Source organism: Micromonospora sp. NPDC048170 (assembly GCF_040652795.1).
Taxonomy (GTDB): Bacteria; Actinomycetota; Actinomycetes; order Mycobacteriales; family Micromonosporaceae; genus Micromonospora.
Genome location: NZ_JBEZMR010000016.1, coordinates 96,348 through 114,183, shown reverse-complemented (window position 1 = coordinate 114,183; position 17,836 = coordinate 96,348). Strand labels below are relative to the sequence as shown.

Below are 17,836 nucleotides of genomic sequence, written 5' to 3'. Positions count from 1 at the left end.
CCCCTATGTCGTCCCCAGTTCAGAGCCCTGTTCCGGTGGTGAAAGGCACCGCAGGCCGATGATGGGGCGACCCCCGCAGACCGTCGAGTCCGTCCGTCCACCCGCCCGTCAGCCGAGGTGCCGTCGTTGGAACGCTGCTGGTTGTTCGCCCGCTTGGCCGTGCCGGCCGACGGATGCCCGGACACGCGGGTGGTCGAGCTGGTCGGAACGGTCCTCACCGATCTGGTCACCGCCGCCCGCCGGGCCGATCCGGGCACGGACTGGTTCTTCGACCGGTACGGCTCCCCCGCCGGCCCGCGACTGAGCCTCGGCTTCCACGCCGCCCCGGCCGCGCTCGACGCGGTACGGACGTGGTTGCTCGCGTACGACCCGCGGGTGTCCTTCGCCGCCGACCCGTACGCGGTGCGCGACGCCGCCCGGGGCGGCCCGCTCGCCTGGGCGGGCAGCGACATGGCCCTGCCCCTGCTCGACGGCGAATCCCCCTGGCTGGCCGGCGTCGAACTGCCGCTGGCCGTGGCGCACCTGCGGCACCTGACCGGGCTGGTGCCGGCTGACGACCGGCTGGCGTTCCTCTTCATGCACTGGCAGGACCGCAGCCAGCTGCTCACCGGAGCCCAGCGGCGGGACCTGGCCGCGCAGGCGGACGCCGATGCGGAGAAGATCGTCCTGGCGGCCGGCGACCTGCCGCTGGGCGCGGAGGTCGCCGCCGCGTGGCAGCGCTACCTGGACCGGGTGGCCGACGTGATCGGCCGGGAGCAACCGGCCACGCCGCGGGGCTTCCTGCTGGCGCACCACGCCCAGCTCACCCACGAACGGTGGGGTATCGGGCCGGACGTCGACTCGCTGGCCGCGCTGGCGCTTCGCCTGTCGATGGTCCGGGACCGCCCGGTCGTGCCCTCGCCCCGCCCCGTCCCGCAGAGGAGACAGCAGCCACATGCACGCGTCGGCAGCTGACCGTCCCGCCCTCGCCGAACCGGCCCGGATCGAGGTGGCGCTCGGCGAGCGCGCGTACCCGGTGCTGATCGGCCCCGGGGTGCGCCACCGGCTGCCGGCGGAGGTGGCGCGGATCGGCGCGCGGCGGGTCGTGGTGGTCTCGGCCCGGCCGCCGCAGTGGACACCCGACCCGGGCGTGCCGCACCGGGTGGTGCCGGCGCGCGACGGCGAGCACGACAAGAACCTGGCCACGGTGGAGCAGCTCTGCCGGGCCTTCGCCGAGTTCGGGCTGACCCGCGCCGACGCGGTGGTCTCCTGTGGCGGCGGCACCACCACGGACGTGGTCGGGCTGGCCGCCGGTCTCTACCACCGGGGCATCGCGGTGATCCACCTGCCGACGTCGCTACTCGCCCAGGTGGACGCCAGCGTCGGCGGGAAGACCGCGGTCAACCTGCCGGAGGGCAAGAACCTCGTCGGGGTGTACTGGCAGCCCCGGGCGGTGCTCTGCGACACCGAGCACCTCGGCACGCTGCCGGAGCGGGAGTGGCGCAACGGGTACGGCGAGATCGCCCGGGCGCACTTCATCGGAGCGGGCGAGCTGCGCGACCAGCCGGTGGCGGAGCAGATCGCCGCCTGCGTGGCGCTCAAGGCCCGGGTGGTGGCCGCCGACGAGCGCGACTCCGGCCTGCGGCACATCCTCAACTACGGCCACACCCTGGGGCACGCGCTGGAGCGGGCCACCGACTTCCGGCTGCGGCACGGCGAGGCGGTCGGTGTCGGCACGGTCTTCGCGGGCCGGCTGGCCGGCGTCCTCGGCCGTGTCCCGGCCGACCGGGTGGCCGAGCACCACGACGTGGTGGCGGGGTACGGCCTCGACACCACGTTGCCCACCGGCGTCGACGCCGACGAGCTGATCGCGCTGATGCGGCGGGACAAGAAGGCCACCTCGGGCCTGTCCTTCGTCCTGGACGGTCCGACCGGGCCCGACCTGGTCGCCGACGTACCCGAGCCCGCCGTCCGCGCCGCCCTCGCCGGCATGTGAGGACAGTGGGGCGAGCCCCCGGGGCGGGCGACGCACGGCGGTGGGCGTCCCCCGGGCCGCCAGCGCGGCCCGGGGTGACGCGTCAGCTGCCCAGCGCCCGCTGGATCTGCGCGATCAGCACGCCGCAGGCGTAACGGTCCGCGGCGCCGACCATGCCGACGATGGTCGCCGGCTGCGGGCCGTTGTCCGTCTCCGCCGGGTCGTGGTGCATGAACACGACCAGTTGCCCACGGTCGATGAACGGGGCGAGCATCGGCTCGGCGTCCACGCCGGGGGCGAGCGAGAAGAACGTGGTCATGGCGCACGGGTGCTGACCCAGCAGCGAGCTGCGGTGCAGCACCGAACTGGTGGCCCCACTGACCCGGAAGTTCGGGTCGATGACCCGCAGTCTGCCGTCCCGGCTGATCCCGGCGTCGAACGAGCAGTACCCCCGGTACCCGAGAGCACTGGCCTTTCGGACCCCTACGGTCAGCGCTTCGATCAGTTCAGCCGGCGGCTGGTCGTCGTCCAGCACACAACCGACCCACGTCGAAGTGGGCTGCGGCAGGTGTACGGACGCACCGAAGTAGTGCACCGATCCGCTCTCCGCCACGCCGAACTGGAGTCCCCAGACCGTCCGGAAGGGGACCTCCTCCTCGACGATCCACCGATCGCTCACCTGCTCCAACTGGTTGAACAGTGCCCGGTTCCGCCGGTCCTGCAACCGCCTGGTGAAGATCGCGATTCCGCTGAACACCTCGACACCGGCCGGTTTGATCACCGCCGGCCGACGGTCCTGCTGCACGATCCGGCGTACCTCCGCGGGGGTGGCGACCTGCCGACGGGGCAGGTGTTCCGGTGCGATCAGCGTTTCCAGGACAGTCTTGTTGTTGAGGCGGGCCAGCAGGTCCGGTGACACCCGAGCTCGTGCGGCCCGCAGTTGCGGATCGTGCGGGGGAAACTGGAACTCCAGCGTCTCGCCCCGCTCGGCGGCTTCCCGGGCGAACTGCACGGCCTGCGCGCCGGAGCGAAACTCGCGCAGATCGCTCGGCGTCTTGAGACCGCAGCGGCTGAGCAGACGCAGCGACTTGTCCGCGCTGGATCCGGTGCTGCAAATGGCCGCGGTCTGGTGGGGCAGGGTCAGGTGGAGACCCGTGATCATGTCCAGCCCGTTGTGCAGGGCACTGCCCGGACCGGCGAGATAGCGACTGTCGGCGGTTTCCACCGGATCCGGTGGTCGAGCCAGGACGACGCCATCGTGAGCGAACACCTGTAACTGGATAGCCTCATGCATTGGTTCTCCTGACATGCCGGCCCGCGAGGGCCTCGGGGGTGGCACAGAGTCCGGGTGCGCCACGACCACGAACAGCGGAGAACGTGGACGGATGCGGGGGCTCCCGGTCCTGGTGGGGCAGCTCGGCCAGGAAGGCCGGGCGTACCGCGTGCACCGACCGGGCGGTCTCAGGTCGGACCGGCCCGGTAGGCGGGCCGGCTTGTGATCAGCCCGCCTTGGCGAGGTGCACACCAACAGCCGGCATCCGATTGCCAGTCACCGGCTGGTTCATGATCGGGAAAGCATAGTCAGTTCTCATTTCCCCGGGATGGGCCGGTCAGCCGAACACCGTCCGCCCTTTCGCCGCCGCACTCGCCATTGCGCCGACCTGGATCCCCGACCCTCGCTGGCCGGAAAGCTGTTTTTTGTGGAACCCGCGGGGACACGGAACGTCGAACCTGGACAATCGCGCACCGATCCTCTCGGAGGGCACGAATCGCCTTCTATAGAGAAAGTATAGTCCGGTGTGCTTTCTCGCCGAATGGCCACGGTATCCGATCGGCATTTCGATTGACGACCCCGACCGGATGCCCCACCGACCAGCTCGAATGGTCGGTTCGGCGACGGTGGCACCAGACGCGGCCCCTGGGCGGGTCGCCGCACCGGACATTTCCCCGGTGCCCCTCGGCCGGGATCTCCGGCTGACGCACTAGGGGTCGACGTGCGCATCTCTAGGGGTGTACGCCACTGGACGGGGCTTCATAGGGTCGGGCCCCATCGGTTCGTCGTTCCCCTTTTCCTTGCACCCGATGGGGACGAATGCGGGTGCTCGGCGCCCTGATGGACAGGAGGTGCCGGTGATCGGATCGGACGCCCACCTCCTCCTCCCGACCAGCGCCGTAGCGGATCCGCCACGACTCTCGGGCCGCCGTCCACAGCCACCCGCGCGCCGCACGAACCAGACGCGGTACGACGGGATCCGCGTCGACGAGACGCCGAGCGGTCATCCCCGTGAACGGCGTCGACGTTCCGCGCCGTCCCGCGTCCTCGCGTCACACCCCGCCGTCCGGCGTACGGCGCCTCGGCTGACCGGCCGCCCCGGCCACGTGCCTTCCGGTCGCCCCCTTTCGATCGGAGGTTGAGCTCTTGTCTGTCGGGTTCGATGGTGCTCAGGCCGTGGACGGTGCGGTCGACGCCGTGGCGCTGGAGCTGGTGGGCGATCTGCGTCGGCCGACGGTGTGGCCGGCCAGGGCGGCCTCGGTGCACCAGGTACTGCCCTCCTGGCCGACGGGCGTCGGGTCAGCCGGTGCTGTCGTGGTGGCGGGGTTCGTGGCCGTTCTCGCCCGGTGGACCGGCCAGGACGAGGTGGTGGTGCGGCTCTCACCGGATGGCGGGTCGGTGCTGCGGGTGGACGTCGCGGGTGATCCGGGTTTCGGGGAGTTGGTGGCGCGGGTGGGATCGGCGTTGGCCGCGCCGGTGTCTGGTCGGGGCCGGATGGATCCGGTGGCGGTGGGACTGGTCGACGGCCCGGTGGCGGAGACGGGGCCGGCGGTGGTGGACGTCGACGTGGTGGTGAGCGTGGCGTCGGACGGGTCGGCGGTGCGGGTGGACTACGCGGTGGAGGGGTTCTCCGCGCAGTGGGTGCGGGGCCTGGTGGATCAGGTCGTGGTGCTGGTCTCTGCCGGGTCGGCGGACTCTGGCGTCGGTTTGTCGGAGTTGGCGTTGTTGGGGGATGCGGAGCGGGAGCGGGTGTTGGGGTGGGGCCGGGGTGTGGTGCGTGAGGTGGCGGCGGTGCCGATTCACGAGTCGGTGTTGGGGTGGGCGCGGCGGTCGCCGGAGGCGGTGGCGGGGGTCGCGGACGGCGAGGTGTTGACGTACGGGGAGCTGGATCGTCGGTCGGGTGTGTTGGCGGCCTATCTGCGGTCGTTGGGGGTGGGTGCGGGCGACGTGGTGTCGCTGGCGTTGGAGCGTGGGCTGTGGTCGCTGGTGGCGACGATGGGCGTGTTGCGGGCGGGTGCCGCCTACACCCCGATGGATGTGTCGTGGCCGGTGGAGCGGATGCGGGTGCTGTTGGCCGATCACGGTGCGCGGGTGGTGTTGACGGTTGGTGTGGTGGCGCCTCGGATTCCTGCTGGGGACGGGGTGTCGGTGGTGGCGTTGGATGATGACTGGTCGGTGGTGCAGGCGTGTGAGCCGGTGGGGTTGCCGGTGGTGCGGGCGTCGGAGCCGGCGTTCGTGATCTACACGTCGGGTTCGACGGGCACGCCGAAGGGCGTGGTGCTGACGCACGACAAGTTGACGAACTTCCTGGCGTGGATGACCGACGAGTGCGACATCGGCCCCGACAGCCGCATGCTGCATTCGGCGGCACCGGTCTTCGACGCCGCGTTCGGGGAGATCTTCGCCACGCTCACCGGTGGCGGTCGCGTCGTCGTCTGCTCCCGCGACGACCTGCTCGACGTACGCCGGCTCACCGAACTCGTCAACCGGCACGACGTCACGCACACGTTCGGACCGGCCACCAACATCGCCCCGCTCGACCCGGCCGCCTGTCCCGGCCTGCGTTGCATCATCTTCGGCGGCGAGGCCGTACCGCCGCAGCTGGCCCAGCGGTGGTTGACGGCGGGCACCCGGGTGGTGAACGCGTACGGGCCGGCGGAGATCGCCGTGGCGTGCACATGGTTCGACGCCAAGGCCGGCTGGGGCGGCGCGTACGTGCCGATCGGCTGGCCTATGCCGAACCGGCAGGTCCGCGTCGTCGACGCGAAGCTGAACCTCATGCCGGTCGCGGTGCCCGGGGAAATCCTCGTCACCGGCTTCGGCGTCGCCGACGGCTACCTCAACCGCCCCGAGTTGACCGCGCAACGGTTCGTCACCGACCCGCACGGCGGTGGCCTCGCCTACCGCACCGGTGACCTGGGCCGGTGGAACGCCGCCGGGGCGCTGGAGATCCTCGGCCGGATGGACCACCAGGTCAAGGTCAACGGCATCCGCATCGAACTCGGCGAGATCGAAGCCGTCCTCGAACAGCACCCGGACGTCGGCACGGCCGTCGTCGTCCGCCGCGAGGACCGCGGCGTCGCCCGACTCGTCGGCTACGTCACCGGCCGCGACGGCCGCACCCCCGCCGTGACCGAACTGCGGGAACACGCCGCGACCCTGCTGCCCTCGTACATGGTCCCGGCCGTGATCATGGTGCTCGACCGGTTCCCCCTCGGCGGCACCGGCAAGATCGACCGCCGGGCCCTGCCCGAACCCGACTCACAACGCCCCGACCTCGACATCGAATACAGCGCACCGACGACCGACGAGGAACGCCTCGTCACCGGAGTCTTCGCGACGGTCCTCGGGCTGGACCGCGTCGGCACCCACGACAGTTTCTTCGACCTGGGCGGCACGTCGTTGCAGTCGGCTGCCGTAGCCGTGCGCATCGACGAGGAGGCGAACGTCGTCGTACCCGTCTCGCAGATCCACCGCACCCCCACACCACACGCGCTCGCCCACTGGCTGACCACCGCGCCCCGCCGTACGGACGCCGCAGCGGCCGGTGGTCAGGCCCGGCAGCGGCCCGGCCCGGTCCCGCTCGCGCAGCAGGTGGCGAAGTGCCTGATGTCGCCCCTGGAGGTCGTCGTCCCGGTCACCTGGTGGATCGAGGGCGAGTTGGACCTGCGCGCGCTGATGGCGGCGCTCGGCGACGTGCACCGGCGGCACGAGGCACTGCACGCCCGCTACCGGCGGGTCGACCCGCCGGTGGCGCTCGTCCCACCCAACCCCGGAATGCCGCAGCTACGACTGCTGACCGACGCCGCCACCGGGCAGGAGGCCCTGGACCAGCTGGCGGAGGCGGTGCAGCAGCCGCTGGACTACACCCAGGGCCGCAACTGGCGGGCGGCACTGATCCGGGACAGGTCGACCGGGCGGGTCCTGTTCGGCGTCGGCATCCACCACATCGCCTTCGACGGATGGTCGTACGCGCTGCTGGTGCGGGACCTGAGCCACGCCTACGCGGCGAGACTGTCGGGGGCGGCTCCCGTCTGGGCGCGGCCGGCGCCGACGCTGCGCCAGTCGTACGACGAGTACACCCAGTTGCGGGACGTCGCCGACCTGGAGACGCAGCGGGCCTACTGGCGCGAGCAGCTGCGCGGCCTGCCCCGGCAGGGCAGGGCCCAACCGCAGGCGTCGCTGGAGCAGGCGCTGGCGTGGGGCCCGAAGGCCGGGCACACCGTCACCGTCACCCCCGACGTGATGCAACGCTGGGACCGGGCCGCCCGGGACCAGAGGTTCAGCCGCTCCAGCTACTTCGTCGCGGCCTTCGCCTCCGCGCTGCGCGCCATCCACCAGCAGGACGACATCGGCCTGCTGATGGTCGTCGCCAAGCGCGGCAGCCGGGTCCTCGACTCCGCCTTCACCACCCGGCTCAACCTCAACTGCGTCCGGGTCCGGTTCGAGGGGCCGCAGGACGACAAGCTCGTCCTGCGGATCAACGAGACGATCAGCGACCTCATGCGGGCCCAGGACGTCCCCTTCGCGGAGACCGCCGACGATCCCGCCGCCGGGCTCTCCGGCGAGGTGGTCGCCAGCCTGCCGACCTTCGTGTTCCAGGACAACGTGGTGCTGCCGCTGGAACTGCCCGGCTGCCGGGCCGAGGAGGTCGTCGACCCGTACGCCCGGGAGGTGCCCAACGGGCTGACGGTCGAGGTGCTGCCCCGCGCCGACCACGCCCTGCTGCGCGTCACCATCCGCACCGACTACCTGCCGTACAGCTTCGCCGAGGAGTTGAACGGGCACATGCTGCGCTTCCTCGAAGCCGGGCCCGTCCCCACCGCTGACTGACCGTCAGCACCGTCCGCACCGAACTGCTCCACCTGCCGCGGGCGCGCGAGGCCGCGTCCGCACGTTCCTGGTTCTGCTGACCGCCGTACCGGTGGCGGCCCTGATCGGAGGTTGACTCATGTCTGTCGGGTTCGTTGGTGGTCAGGCCCAGGCCACGGGTGTCACCGGGCCCGGTGCCGACTTCGAGGCCCTCGACCTGATGGGTGACCTGCGTCGACCGCTGGCCTGGCCGGCCCGGGCGGCGTCCCGGACACGGACGTTGGAGCTGCCCGGCCCGGCGGGCCCGGAGCCGGCCGGGTTGGTGGTGCTGGCGGGACTCGTCGGGGTGCTGGCCCGGTACACCGGTCAGGAGGAGGTGGTGCTGGGCCTGTCCTCGGGTGGGTCGGCGCTCCGGGTGGGTGTGGCCGACGATCCGGCGTTCGGGGCGCTGGTGAGCCGGGTGGGCGCGGCGTGGGCCGCGCCGGTGGTGACCGCGGGCCTGGTGGGGCCGGTGGCGGTGTGCCTCGTGGACGGCCCGGTGGCCGAGGTGGGTCCGGAGGTGGTGGACGTCGACCTGGTGGCCACGGTGGCCTCGGACGGGTCCGGGCTGCGGGTGGACCACGCGGCGGAGGGTTTCTCCGCGGACTGGGTGCGGGGCCTGCTGGAGCAGACCGGGACGCTGCTGTCGGCCGGCCTGCGGGAACCCGAGGTCCCGCTGTCGCGGTTGCCGTTGTTGGGCACGGCCGAGCGGGAGCGGCTGCTCGCGTGGGGCAGGGGTCCGGTGTGCCCGGTGCCGGGCGAGCCGCTGCACGAACTGGTGCTGGAGTGGGCACGCCGTACGCCCGACGCGGTCGCGGGTGTCGCCGACGGCGAAGTCGTCACGTACGGAGAACTGGCACGCCGGTCGGAGTTGCTGGCCCGCTACCTGTGCTCGGCCGGTGTCGGCGTCGGCGACGTGGTGTCGCTGGCGCTGGACCGCAGCATGTGGACTCTCGTCGCGACCCTGGCGGTGCTGCGGGCGGGGGCGGCGTACACGCCGATGGACGTGTCGTGGCCGGCGGAGCGGATGCGGATGCTCCTGGCCGACCACGGCGCCCAGGTCGTGCTCACCGTCGGTGAGGTCGCCCCACGCATCCCCCGGCCCGAGGGTGTACGAGTGGTCGCCCTGGACGACGACTGGCCCGCCGTGGAGGCGGCCGAGGCGGTCGACCTGCCGGTGGTGGACGCCTCCCGGCCCGCGTTCGTGATCTACACGTCGGGATCGACCGGGACGCCGAAGGGCGTCGTGCTGACCCACGACAAGCTGACGAACTTCGTCACCTGGATGCGCGACGAGTGCGCGGTCGGCCCGGACAGCCGGATGCTGCACTGCTGCGCCCCGGTCTTCGACGTGGCCCTGGGCGAGATCTACACCGCGCTGACCTCCGGCGCACGCGTCGTGGTCTGCTCGCGTGACGACCTGCTCGACGCCCGCCGGTTGACGGAGCTGATCGCCAAGGAGCAGACCACCCACGCGTTCTGCCCACCCACCAACCTCGCCGCCGTCGACCCGGCCGACTGTCCGAGCATGTCCTGCGTGACCCTCGCCGGGGAACCCATCCCGCCGCGCATGGCGCAACGGTGGATGGCCGCCGGCGCCCGCCTGATCAACGCCTACGGCCCTGCCGAGGCATCCGTCGCCTGCACGTGGTTCGACGCCAAGGCCGGCTGGGGTGGCGCGTACGTGCCCATCGGCTGGCCCATGCCCAACCGCCAGATCCGCGTCGTCGACGCCGCACTCGATCTCGTCCCCATGGGTGTCCCCGGCGAAATCCTCATCACCGGCGCCGGGGTCGCCGACAGCTACCTCAACCGCCCCGAGTTGACCGCGCAACGGTTCGTCACCGACCCGTACGGCGGCGGGATCGCCTACCGCACCGGCGACCTCGGACGGTGGAACGCCGCCGGGGCGCTGGAGATCCTCGCCCGGATGGACCACCAGGTCAAGGTCAACGGCATCCGCATCGAACTCGGCGAGATCGAAGCCGTCCTCGAACAACACCCGGACGTCGGCACGGCCGTCGTCGTCCGCCGCGAGGACCGGGGCGTCGCCCGACTCGTCGGCTACGTCACCGGCCGCGACGGCCGCACCCCCGCCGTGACCGAACTGCGGGAACACGCCGCGACCGTGCTGCCCTCGTACATGGTGCCCGCCGTGATCATGGTGCTCGACCGGTTCCCCGTCGGTGGCACCGGGAAGATCAACCGGCGGGCCCTGCCGGAACCGGGCTCGCAGCGCCCGGACCTCGGCGTTGCCTACGTCGAAGCCACGACCGACGAGGAGAGACTGGTCACCGGCGTGTTCGCCGCCGTACTCGGTATCGATCCCGTCGGCACCGGGGACAGCTTCTTCGCCCTCGGCGGCACCTCCCTGCAGTCCGCCGCCGTCGCCGCCGCCATCGACGAGGCCGCCGACGTCGTCGTACCCGTCTCGCAGATCCACCGCACCCCCACACCGCACGAGCTGGCCCGCTGGCTCGCCACCGCACCCCGCCGCCTGAAGGTCGAACCGGAACCGCCTGCCACCGGACGCCCCGCCCCGACCAGGCCCGTCCCGCTGACCCCGTCGGTCGCCAAGTGCCTCGTGCTCCCGTTCGAGCTGGTCTGCCCGGCCACCTGGTGGATCGAGGGCGAGCTGGACCTGCGCGCGCTGATGGCGGCCCTCGGCGACGTGCACCGGCGGCACGAGGCGTTGTACGCCCGCTACCGGCGGGTGGACCCGCCCGTGGCCATCATCCCGCCGAACCCGGGCATGCCCCAGCTCCGGCTGCTCACCGACGCCACGAGCGAACAGGAAGCGCTCGACCAGCTCGCCGAGGCGGTGCAGCAGCCGCTGGACTACACCCAGGGCCGCAACTGGCGGGCCGCCCTGATCCGGGAGAAGTCCACGAACCGGGTCCTGTTCGGCATCGGCATCCACCACATCGCCTTCGACGGCTGGTCACACGCCCTTCTCGTCCGCGACCTCAGCCACGCCTACACCGCACGGCGTTCCGGCGAGGCCCCGGTGTGGGCGCGCCCCGCGACCACCCTCCGCCAGTCGTACGACGAATACACCCGGCTCCGCGACGCCGCCGACCTCGACGCGCAGCGGGCCTACTGGCGCGAGCAGTTGCGCGGGCTCACCCGCCAGGGCGAGGGCCGGCCCCAGGAGCTCATGGAGCAGACCCCGACGTGGGGCCCCAAGACCGGGCACATCGTCTCCGTCCCTGCCGACGTGCTGGACCGCTGGGACCGGGCCGGCCGCGAACAGCGGTTCAGCCGCTCCACCTACTTCGCCGCCGCCTATGCCTCCGCGCTGCGCACCATCCACCAGCAGGACGACATCGCCCTGCTGATGATCGTCGCGCAGCGCGGCAGCCGGATCCTCGACTCCGCCTTCACCAGCCGGATCAGCTCCAACTGCCTCCGGGTCCGGTTCGACAGCCCGGAGAGGAACCTGATCGGAGCCGTCCAGCGGACCGTGGACGAGCTGATGGCCGCCCAGGACGTCACCTTCCTGGAGATGACCACCGACCCCGCCCTCGGGCTGCCCCGCGAGGTGGTCAACAGCCTGCCCTCCTTCGCCTACCAGGACAACCTCGTCCTCCCGCTGGAGCTGCCCGGCTGCCGGACCGAGGAGGTCGTCGACCCGTACGCCCGGGAGTGGTCGGGCGGCTGCGTCGCCGAGGTGCTGCCCGGTAGCGGGGACACGCTGCTGCGCGTCACCATCCGCACCGACCTGGTCCCGACCCCGGTCGCCGAGATGCTGGCCACCGGCATGCTGCGCTTCCTGGAGGCCGGGCCGGAGGGCGCCGACCAGGCGCACTGAGAGACCGGGCCAGACGCCTGTCCGGCCCGCCGACGTCACCCCGATGTCGGCGGGCCGGCCGGCTCACCGTCCGTCCGTGACCGCCGCGATCGCGGCGTACGGCCGGTGGGTGCCGTCGCTGGGCGGGTGCAGGCGTTCGACCTCCGAGAAGCCAGCCCGCGTCAAGCGCGCCGAGAGCTCGTCGACGGGCCAGCGATAGGCAGTCGCGACCTTGTGGTCGAAGGCGGCCACCTCGTCGCCGTCGAAGAAGCCGACCACCAGCGTGCCGGCCGGCGCCGTCACTCGCCGGAACTCGGCCAGCGCCTCGTCGAGGTCCCGCGGCGGCAGGTGGATCAGCGAGAACCAGGCCAGGATGCCGGCGATGGAACGGTCTTCGACGTCGAGGCTCCTCATCGACCCGAGTCGGTACCTGCCGTGTGGATGAGCTGCCCTCGCATGGGCGACGAACTCGGGAACCATGTCGATCCCCGTCGCGTCGACGCCGAGCGACCGAAGGTAGTCGGTGAGATGGCCGGGCCCGCAGCCCAGATCGAGCACCGCGCCGGGACGAATCGACAGATGCCGCCCGATGAAGGCGAGGTCATCGGGGTGTACCTGCTGGCGCGTACCGAACAGTTCGATGTAGAGGGCGGCCACGGAGGAGTACGCGTCCCGAATCTGCTCGACGTCCACCGCCTGACTATATGGGATCTTGGACCGTCCGACGCTCAGGGGTCGTCCGGCCATGCTGCCCCATTCGTCCCGACCGGGACCGGGCCCGCGGGTCAGTGGACGAGGGCTGCCGGGCAGTACGCGAGAAGCTCGGTCGGGGTGTGCACGACGAGGTCGGGGCCGGCGGCGAGCAGCGCGGCCACGTCCCCGCCGTGCCAGGTGGTGGCGACCGAGGTCGCCCCGGCGTCCCGGCCGCTGAGCAGGTCGATCACCGCGTCGCCCACCATCATGGCCTGGTGCGGCGGCACGTCGAGGTGGCCCAGCGCCTGGAGCACGATGTCCGGGGCGGGCTTGGGGCGGGCCACCTCGTCGGAGCCGATCACCTGGCCGAAGAGGCCCAGCACGCCGAGCTGGTCGAGCAGCGAACGGGCCCGGGGGCCGGCCTTGCCGGTGGCGACCGCCATCCGGATCCCCCGGGAGTGCAGGGTCTCCAGGGTCTCGCGTACGCCGGGAAACAGCGGCACCAGGTGCGCCATCCGGTAGCTCTCCCGGACGAACGGCTCCTCCATCTCCAGCGGCAGCCCCATCAGCCGCATGATGTCCGGGAAGTACCGGCCCATGTGCCGGTTGTACTCCTCGAACGGCGCCGGCCCGTCCCCGACCACCTCGGCGTACGCGATGCTGAACGCCTCACGCATGACGGCCGAGCTGTCGACGATGACGCCGTCGAGGTCGAACACGACCGCGCGGATCGGGCCGCGGACCGGCGACTGCGGGGTCACCTCGACGGTGGACGGTGGGTGGCTCATGGCTGCTCCCGGAAGCGAGGAGGGTCGACGGTGGGTCTCACCGGTCGCGATGGCCCGCCAGGGCGTGCTCCCGCGCCGGCTCGGTGGGCCGGGCGGAGTGGTAGATCCGTTCGATGACGTCGATGGTCCGGCGCGCCTCGGCCACGGCCGCGCCCCGGGACACCGGGTCGACGAGCAGCCCGGGCAGCTCGTCGAGCTGGCGGTCGTACTCGGCGCCGATCGGCTCCTCGGGCAGCGGCAGCCGGAGGGTCTCCCCGTCGCGGGTGCGGGTCAGCACCGGCGTGGGCTCCCGGTTGGGGCTGAAGCCGAAGGTGCAGCGCAGCGTCGCCGAGCCGGCCGCGCCGTGCACGGTGACCGTGGTGCGGTCCAGCGACTCGTGCGAGGCCCAGCAGGCGTGCAGCGCGACCGAGGTGCCGTCGGCGGTGAGCAGGAAGCCCCGGGCGGTGTCCTCGACGTCGCCGGGGGCGCGGTCACCGGCGCCGGTGTCGCCGCGCCAGGCGGCGTTGGCGGCACCGTCGTTGACGAAGTCGTCGGAGACGCTGCCGATCGCGTGGGCGATCCGGGTCGGACCGACCAGCGGCAGCACGGTGTCGAGCAGGTGCCAGCCGAGGTCCACCAGCGCGCCCCCGCCGGAGAGGTCGCGGCGGGTGAACCAGCCGCCCGCGTCGGGCACGCCGCGCGCGCGGACCCAGGCCACGTCGACGTGCCGGATCGGGCCCAGTTCGTGGGTCGCCGCCGCGAGGGCCCGCACGTCGGCCCGGTAGCGGGCGGCGCTGCCGGCGAGCAGCACCGCACCGCCGTCACGCTCCGCGTCGGCCAGCAGGGTCGCCTCGGCGGAGGTCAGGCAGACCGGCTTCTCCAGGAACACCGCCACGCCCCGGCGCAGCAGCCGGGCGGCGACGGCGGCGTGCAGGTGGTTCGGTACGGCCACCACCACCAGGTCGACCGACCCGGCCGGCAGTTCGTCGACGTCGGCGTACCCGGCCGGGATGTCGTGGGTGTCGCGGACCCGGTCGCGTACGCCGGCCGCCGGATCGACCACGGCGGTGACCGCGTAGCCGGGGTGCGCGGCGAGCCGGGGCAGCCAGATCTCCCGCCCGGCCCACCCGAGGCCGGCCACCGCCACCCGCACCGGCCGGCCGGGCACGGCGTCCTGGGGCGGGGCCGTCATCCGGCGAGGACGTCGGCGAGCACGGCGGCGATCTCGTGCATCTGCTGCTCCGTGCCGAGCAGGGTGCGGTGGTGCAGCCAGATGCAGTCGGAGTGGATCAGCTCGGTGTTGGGGCACCGGGCGGCGACCGCCTCGACCGACTCCTCGGGTGCGCCGGCCTTCCAGAAGCCGTCGCAGCGGTAGATCGCGCGGAACGCCACGAACGCGGGCACGCCCCGGGCGATGAGGGCGTCCACGACCTCGCGGCGGCGCGCGGCGTCCATGCCGGGAACGCGGAACATCGCCATGTAGTGCGGGTTGCGGTCGGTACGGGGGTCGGTGGTCTGCGGTACGACGCCGGGGATCTCGGCGAGCAGGCTCGACAGCAGCGGCCAGCGCTGCTCACGTACCGCGATCTGCTCGTCGAGGCGGGCGAGCTGGGCGCGCAGCACGGCGGCGGTGAACTCGCCCATCCGGTAGTTCGAGCCGGTGGTGCTGTGCAGGTAGTCCCGGTCGGTGCGCGGGCGGCCGCAGCTGTGCACGAGGAACGCCCGCTCGCGCAGCTCCTCGTCGGGGAAGAGCACCGCCCCGCCCTCGCCTGCGGTCATCAGCTTGCCGTTCTGGAAGCTGAACGCGGCCACCGAGCCGAGCGCCCCGGCCCGCCGGCCCTGCCACTGCGCGCCGTGGGCGTGCGCGGCGTCCTGGAGCAGCGCCACCCCGGCGTCGGCGGCGAGCTTGTCCAGCGCGTCCATGTCGGCGAACTGGCCGGCCATGTGCACCGGCATGATGACCTTGGTGCGGGAGGTGATCGCGGCCTCGACGGCGGCCGGATCGACGCAGTACGTGTCCAGGTCGACGTCGACCGGCACCGCGACCGCACCGAGGCGCTGCGCTGCCAGCGAGGACGAGATGAACGTGAAGGCCGGCACGATGACCTCGGTGCCGGGCCCGACGCCGAGCACCTCCAGGGCCACCTCCAGCGCGTGCGTGCCGTTGGTGACGGCGAGCGCGTGCGGCGTGCCGTGGTACGCCCCGAACTCCGCTTCGAAGGAGTCGACCTCGCTGCCGCCCATCCGCCACCACTGGCCCTGTTCGAGGGCGCGGATCAGTCCGGCGCGCTCCTCGTCGCCGAACTGCGGCCACGTGGGGAACTCCGACACCGTCGGGGGCTGACCACTCATGACTTCCCACTTCCCAACTCGGGCAGACCAGGGGCTTCGCCGGACCATCGGGCGGGACGACCCGGGACCGCCGGTACGCGGTCCGGGCGCACCGGGACGCCGGATGGCCGGTTCGAGGTAGGTGACGCCCCCGTTGGAGCCGGAGGCATCGCTTCAGCAGGGAGGACGGTAACCGAAGCGGACGCACGGTCACCGCCCCTAACAGCCCCTAGCCACCCCTTAGTCCGCCGATGCCACGGCCGCCGCCGTTCGCCCGGCGCGGCAGGCGTAGTAAGACTGCGGTGGACCAGTCATCGGGCCTTGTCGGGACAGGGCCGTGCCCCGCGAGGTGAAGCGTGTCGGACGTGCTGCTGCTGAACGGCCCGAACCTGGGCATCCTCGGCCGGCGGGAGCCGGAGATCTACGGCACCGACACGCTCGACGACATCGAACGCGCGGTCGGCGAGGAGGTCGCCGCGCGGGGCTGGCGGGTGGTGGCCGAGCAGCACGACTGCGAGGGCGCCCTGATCCGCGCCATCCAGGACAACTACGACACCGTCGGCGCCATCGTCAACCCGGGGGCCCTGATGATCGCGGGCTGGAGCCTGCGCGACGCGCTGGCCAACTATCCCCGGCCCTTCATCGAGGTGCACCTGTCCAACGTCTGGGCCCGGGAGAGCTTCCGCCACGACTCGGTGATCGCCCCGCTGGCCAGCGGTCTGATCGCCGGGCTCGGCCCGCTGGGCTACCGGCTGGCCGCCCGCGCCCTCGTCGCGACCGTCCGGTGACGACCCGCAACGCCGCCGTCCGGCTCCGTCGGCGTCGATCCGGCACCGGTATGGTCGTCCGCACCTTCCGACTCATCCCGAAGGACCTCACGTGCGCATTCCGATCCTCGTCCTGACCCTCATCCTCGCCGCGGTGTTCCTGGGCACCGCCGTGCCGAAGCTCACCGGGCAGGCGCAGATGCGCGAGCGGATGGACCACCTCGGCGTCTCCACCGGCCTGACCCGCGTGCTCGGGGTGCTGGAGCTCGCCGCGGTCGCCGGGCTGCTGCTGGGCCTGCTCTGGCCGCCGCTGGGCATCGCGGCGGCGATCGGCCTCACCCTGCAGATGGTCGGTGCGGCGGTCTACCACGCCCGCGCGAAGGACCCCGTCGGGATGACCCTGACGCCGATGATCTTCGCCGCGGCCGCCGTGGCGCTCGTGGTCCTGCACGTGCAGCAGGGCTGAGGCCCGCGTGCCTGGCCCGCAGCGGCGCGACGGCGTGCTGGGCGTCGACGTCGGCGGCACCAAGGTGGCGCTGCGCGCCGAGGCGGCCGGGCGGCCCGCGTACGACCGGACGTTCCGCTGGCCGCGCGACGCCGACGCGGCCGCCGACCTCGCGGCACTGTCCACCGAGGTGGATCGGCTGCGCGACGTGTGGGGCCCGGTGGGCGCGGTCGGGGTGGCGATGCCGGCGACCACCGACCCGGCGGGCACCGTCACCACCTGGCCCGGCCGGCCCGGTTGGGCAGGGCTTGACCTCGCCGGCGCGCTGCGCCGACTCTTTCCCGGCGCGGCGACGGCCGTCGCCGACGACGGTGACCTCGCCGCGCTGGCCGAGGCCCGGCACGCCGGCCGGGACGACGTGGTCTACCTGGGCGTCGGCACCGGCATCGGCGGCGGCGTGGTGCTGGCGGGGCGGTCGGTGCCCGGCCGGTCCTCCGCCGAGATCGGTCACATGGTCGTCGCCCTCGACGGCGAGCGCTGCGACTGCGGCCGGCGCGGCTGCCTCCAGTCGATCGCGTCCGGCCCGGCCACCCTGCGCCGGGCAGCCGCCGGCCGGGGCGGCAAGGTGGACTTCGACGACCTTCGGGCGGGGCTGGCCGAGGGCCGCTCCTGGGCGGTGGAGGCGGTCGAGGCGAGCTGCCGGGCCCTGGCGGCGGCGGTGGTCAGCCTGGGCGAGCTGCTGGATCCGGCGTTGGCCGTCGTCGGCGGCGGGTTCGCCGCCGGGCTGCCCGGCTTCGTCCCGCTCGTCGCCGAGCGGGTCCGCTGCGCCGGTCGGCCCGGGCGGCCGGCGCCACCGGTACGGGCCGCCGCCCTCGGCGCGTTGTCGTCCCTGCACGGCGCGGTGGAGCTGGCCCGTGACCTGACCGGCACGCCGGTCCCCGCGCGTCCCGTCCCCACCCTGTAGA

12 protein-coding genes are annotated in these 17,836 nt (G+C 72.9%); 7 read left to right on the top strand and 5 right to left on the bottom strand.

Annotation, left to right across the window (positions count from 1 at the left end):
• The first annotated feature begins 117 nt into the window (after positions 1-117).
• Together AB0D32_RS20625 and AB0D32_RS20620 are read left to right on the top strand one after the other, a co-directional pair.
• Positions 118-954, top strand: a complete 837-nt coding sequence (locus tag AB0D32_RS20625; protein ID WP_357092299.1) for a lantibiotic dehydratase C-terminal domain-containing protein — start codon at positions 118-120, stop codon at positions 952-954.
• Positions 935-1,975, top strand: a complete 1,041-nt coding sequence (locus AB0D32_RS20620; protein WP_357092296.1) for a 3-dehydroquinate synthase family protein — start codon at positions 935-937, stop codon at positions 1,973-1,975. Before AB0D32_RS20625 ends, AB0D32_RS20620 begins: the two co-directional genes overlap by 20 nt.
• A gap of 82 nt (positions 1,976-2,057) precedes the next feature.
• On the opposite strand, the gene AB0D32_RS20615 is transcribed toward AB0D32_RS20620, so the two are convergent.
• Positions 2,058-3,224: an ATP-grasp domain-containing protein gene (locus AB0D32_RS20615; RefSeq protein WP_357092294.1), complete on the bottom strand. Its 1,167-nt coding sequence runs from the start codon at positions 3,222-3,224 to the stop codon at positions 2,058-2,060.
• 1,179 nt (positions 3,225-4,403) lie between these two features.
• Between AB0D32_RS20615 and AB0D32_RS20610 the strand changes: the two genes are divergently transcribed.
• Positions 4,404-8,060 carry an amino acid adenylation domain-containing protein gene (locus AB0D32_RS20610; RefSeq protein WP_357092291.1) on the top strand — a complete coding sequence of 1,219 codons (3,657 nt, stop codon included), beginning with the start codon at positions 4,404-4,406 and terminating at the stop codon, positions 8,058-8,060.
• Positions 8,061-8,178: 118 nt separating this feature from the next.
• On the top strand, positions 8,179-11,889 hold the full coding sequence (locus AB0D32_RS20605; RefSeq protein ID WP_357092288.1) for an amino acid adenylation domain-containing protein: 3,711 nt from the start codon (positions 8,179-8,181) through the stop codon (positions 11,887-11,889).
• 63 nt (positions 11,890-11,952) lie between these two features.
• Here the strand turns inward: AB0D32_RS20605 and AB0D32_RS20600 are convergent, their stop codons facing one another.
• The 4 genes from AB0D32_RS20600 to AB0D32_RS20585 all read right to left on the bottom strand — a co-directional run bounded on the left by AB0D32_RS20600 (position 11,953) and on the right by AB0D32_RS20585 (position 15,680).
• Positions 11,953-12,561 (bottom strand): methyltransferase domain-containing protein, encoded by a 609-nt coding sequence (locus tag AB0D32_RS20600; RefSeq protein WP_357092285.1) that lies wholly within the window; start codon positions 12,559-12,561, stop codon positions 11,953-11,955.
• A 92-nt stretch (positions 12,562-12,653) separates the two neighbouring features.
• Complete coding sequence (locus AB0D32_RS20595) at positions 12,654-13,349, bottom strand: HAD-IA family hydrolase (protein ID WP_357092282.1); 696 nt, start codon at positions 13,347-13,349, stop codon at positions 12,654-12,656.
• Between the two features lie 37 nt (positions 13,350-13,386).
• Complete coding sequence (locus tag AB0D32_RS20590; protein ID WP_357092279.1) at positions 13,387-14,520, bottom strand: Gfo/Idh/MocA family oxidoreductase; 1,134 nt, start codon at positions 14,518-14,520, stop codon at positions 13,387-13,389.
• On the bottom strand, positions 14,517-15,680 hold the full coding sequence (locus AB0D32_RS20585) for a DegT/DnrJ/EryC1/StrS family aminotransferase (protein ID WP_357092276.1): 1,164 nt from the start codon (positions 15,678-15,680) through the stop codon (positions 14,517-14,519). Before AB0D32_RS20585 ends, AB0D32_RS20590 begins: the two co-directional genes overlap by 4 nt.
• 335 nt (positions 15,681-16,015) lie before the next feature.
• On the opposite strand from AB0D32_RS20585, the gene AB0D32_RS20580 reads away from it, so the two are divergent.
• The 3 genes from AB0D32_RS20580 to AB0D32_RS20570 all read left to right on the top strand — a co-directional run bounded on the left by AB0D32_RS20580 (position 16,016) and on the right by AB0D32_RS20570 (position 17,835).
• Positions 16,016-16,447: a type II 3-dehydroquinate dehydratase gene (locus tag AB0D32_RS20580; protein ID WP_357092273.1), complete on the top strand. Its 432-nt coding sequence runs from the start codon at positions 16,016-16,018 to the stop codon at positions 16,445-16,447.
• Between the two features lie 91 nt (positions 16,448-16,538).
• Positions 16,539-16,892, top strand: coding sequence for a DoxX family protein (locus AB0D32_RS20575; protein WP_357092270.1), 354 nt, complete (start codon positions 16,539-16,541; stop codon positions 16,890-16,892).
• A 7-nt stretch (positions 16,893-16,899) separates the two neighbouring features.
• A complete protein-coding gene (locus AB0D32_RS20570) occupies positions 16,900-17,835 on the top strand; it encodes an ROK family protein (RefSeq protein ID WP_357092267.1) in 936 nt (311 codons plus the stop codon).
• The last annotated feature ends 1 nt before the right edge of the window (position 17,836 follow it).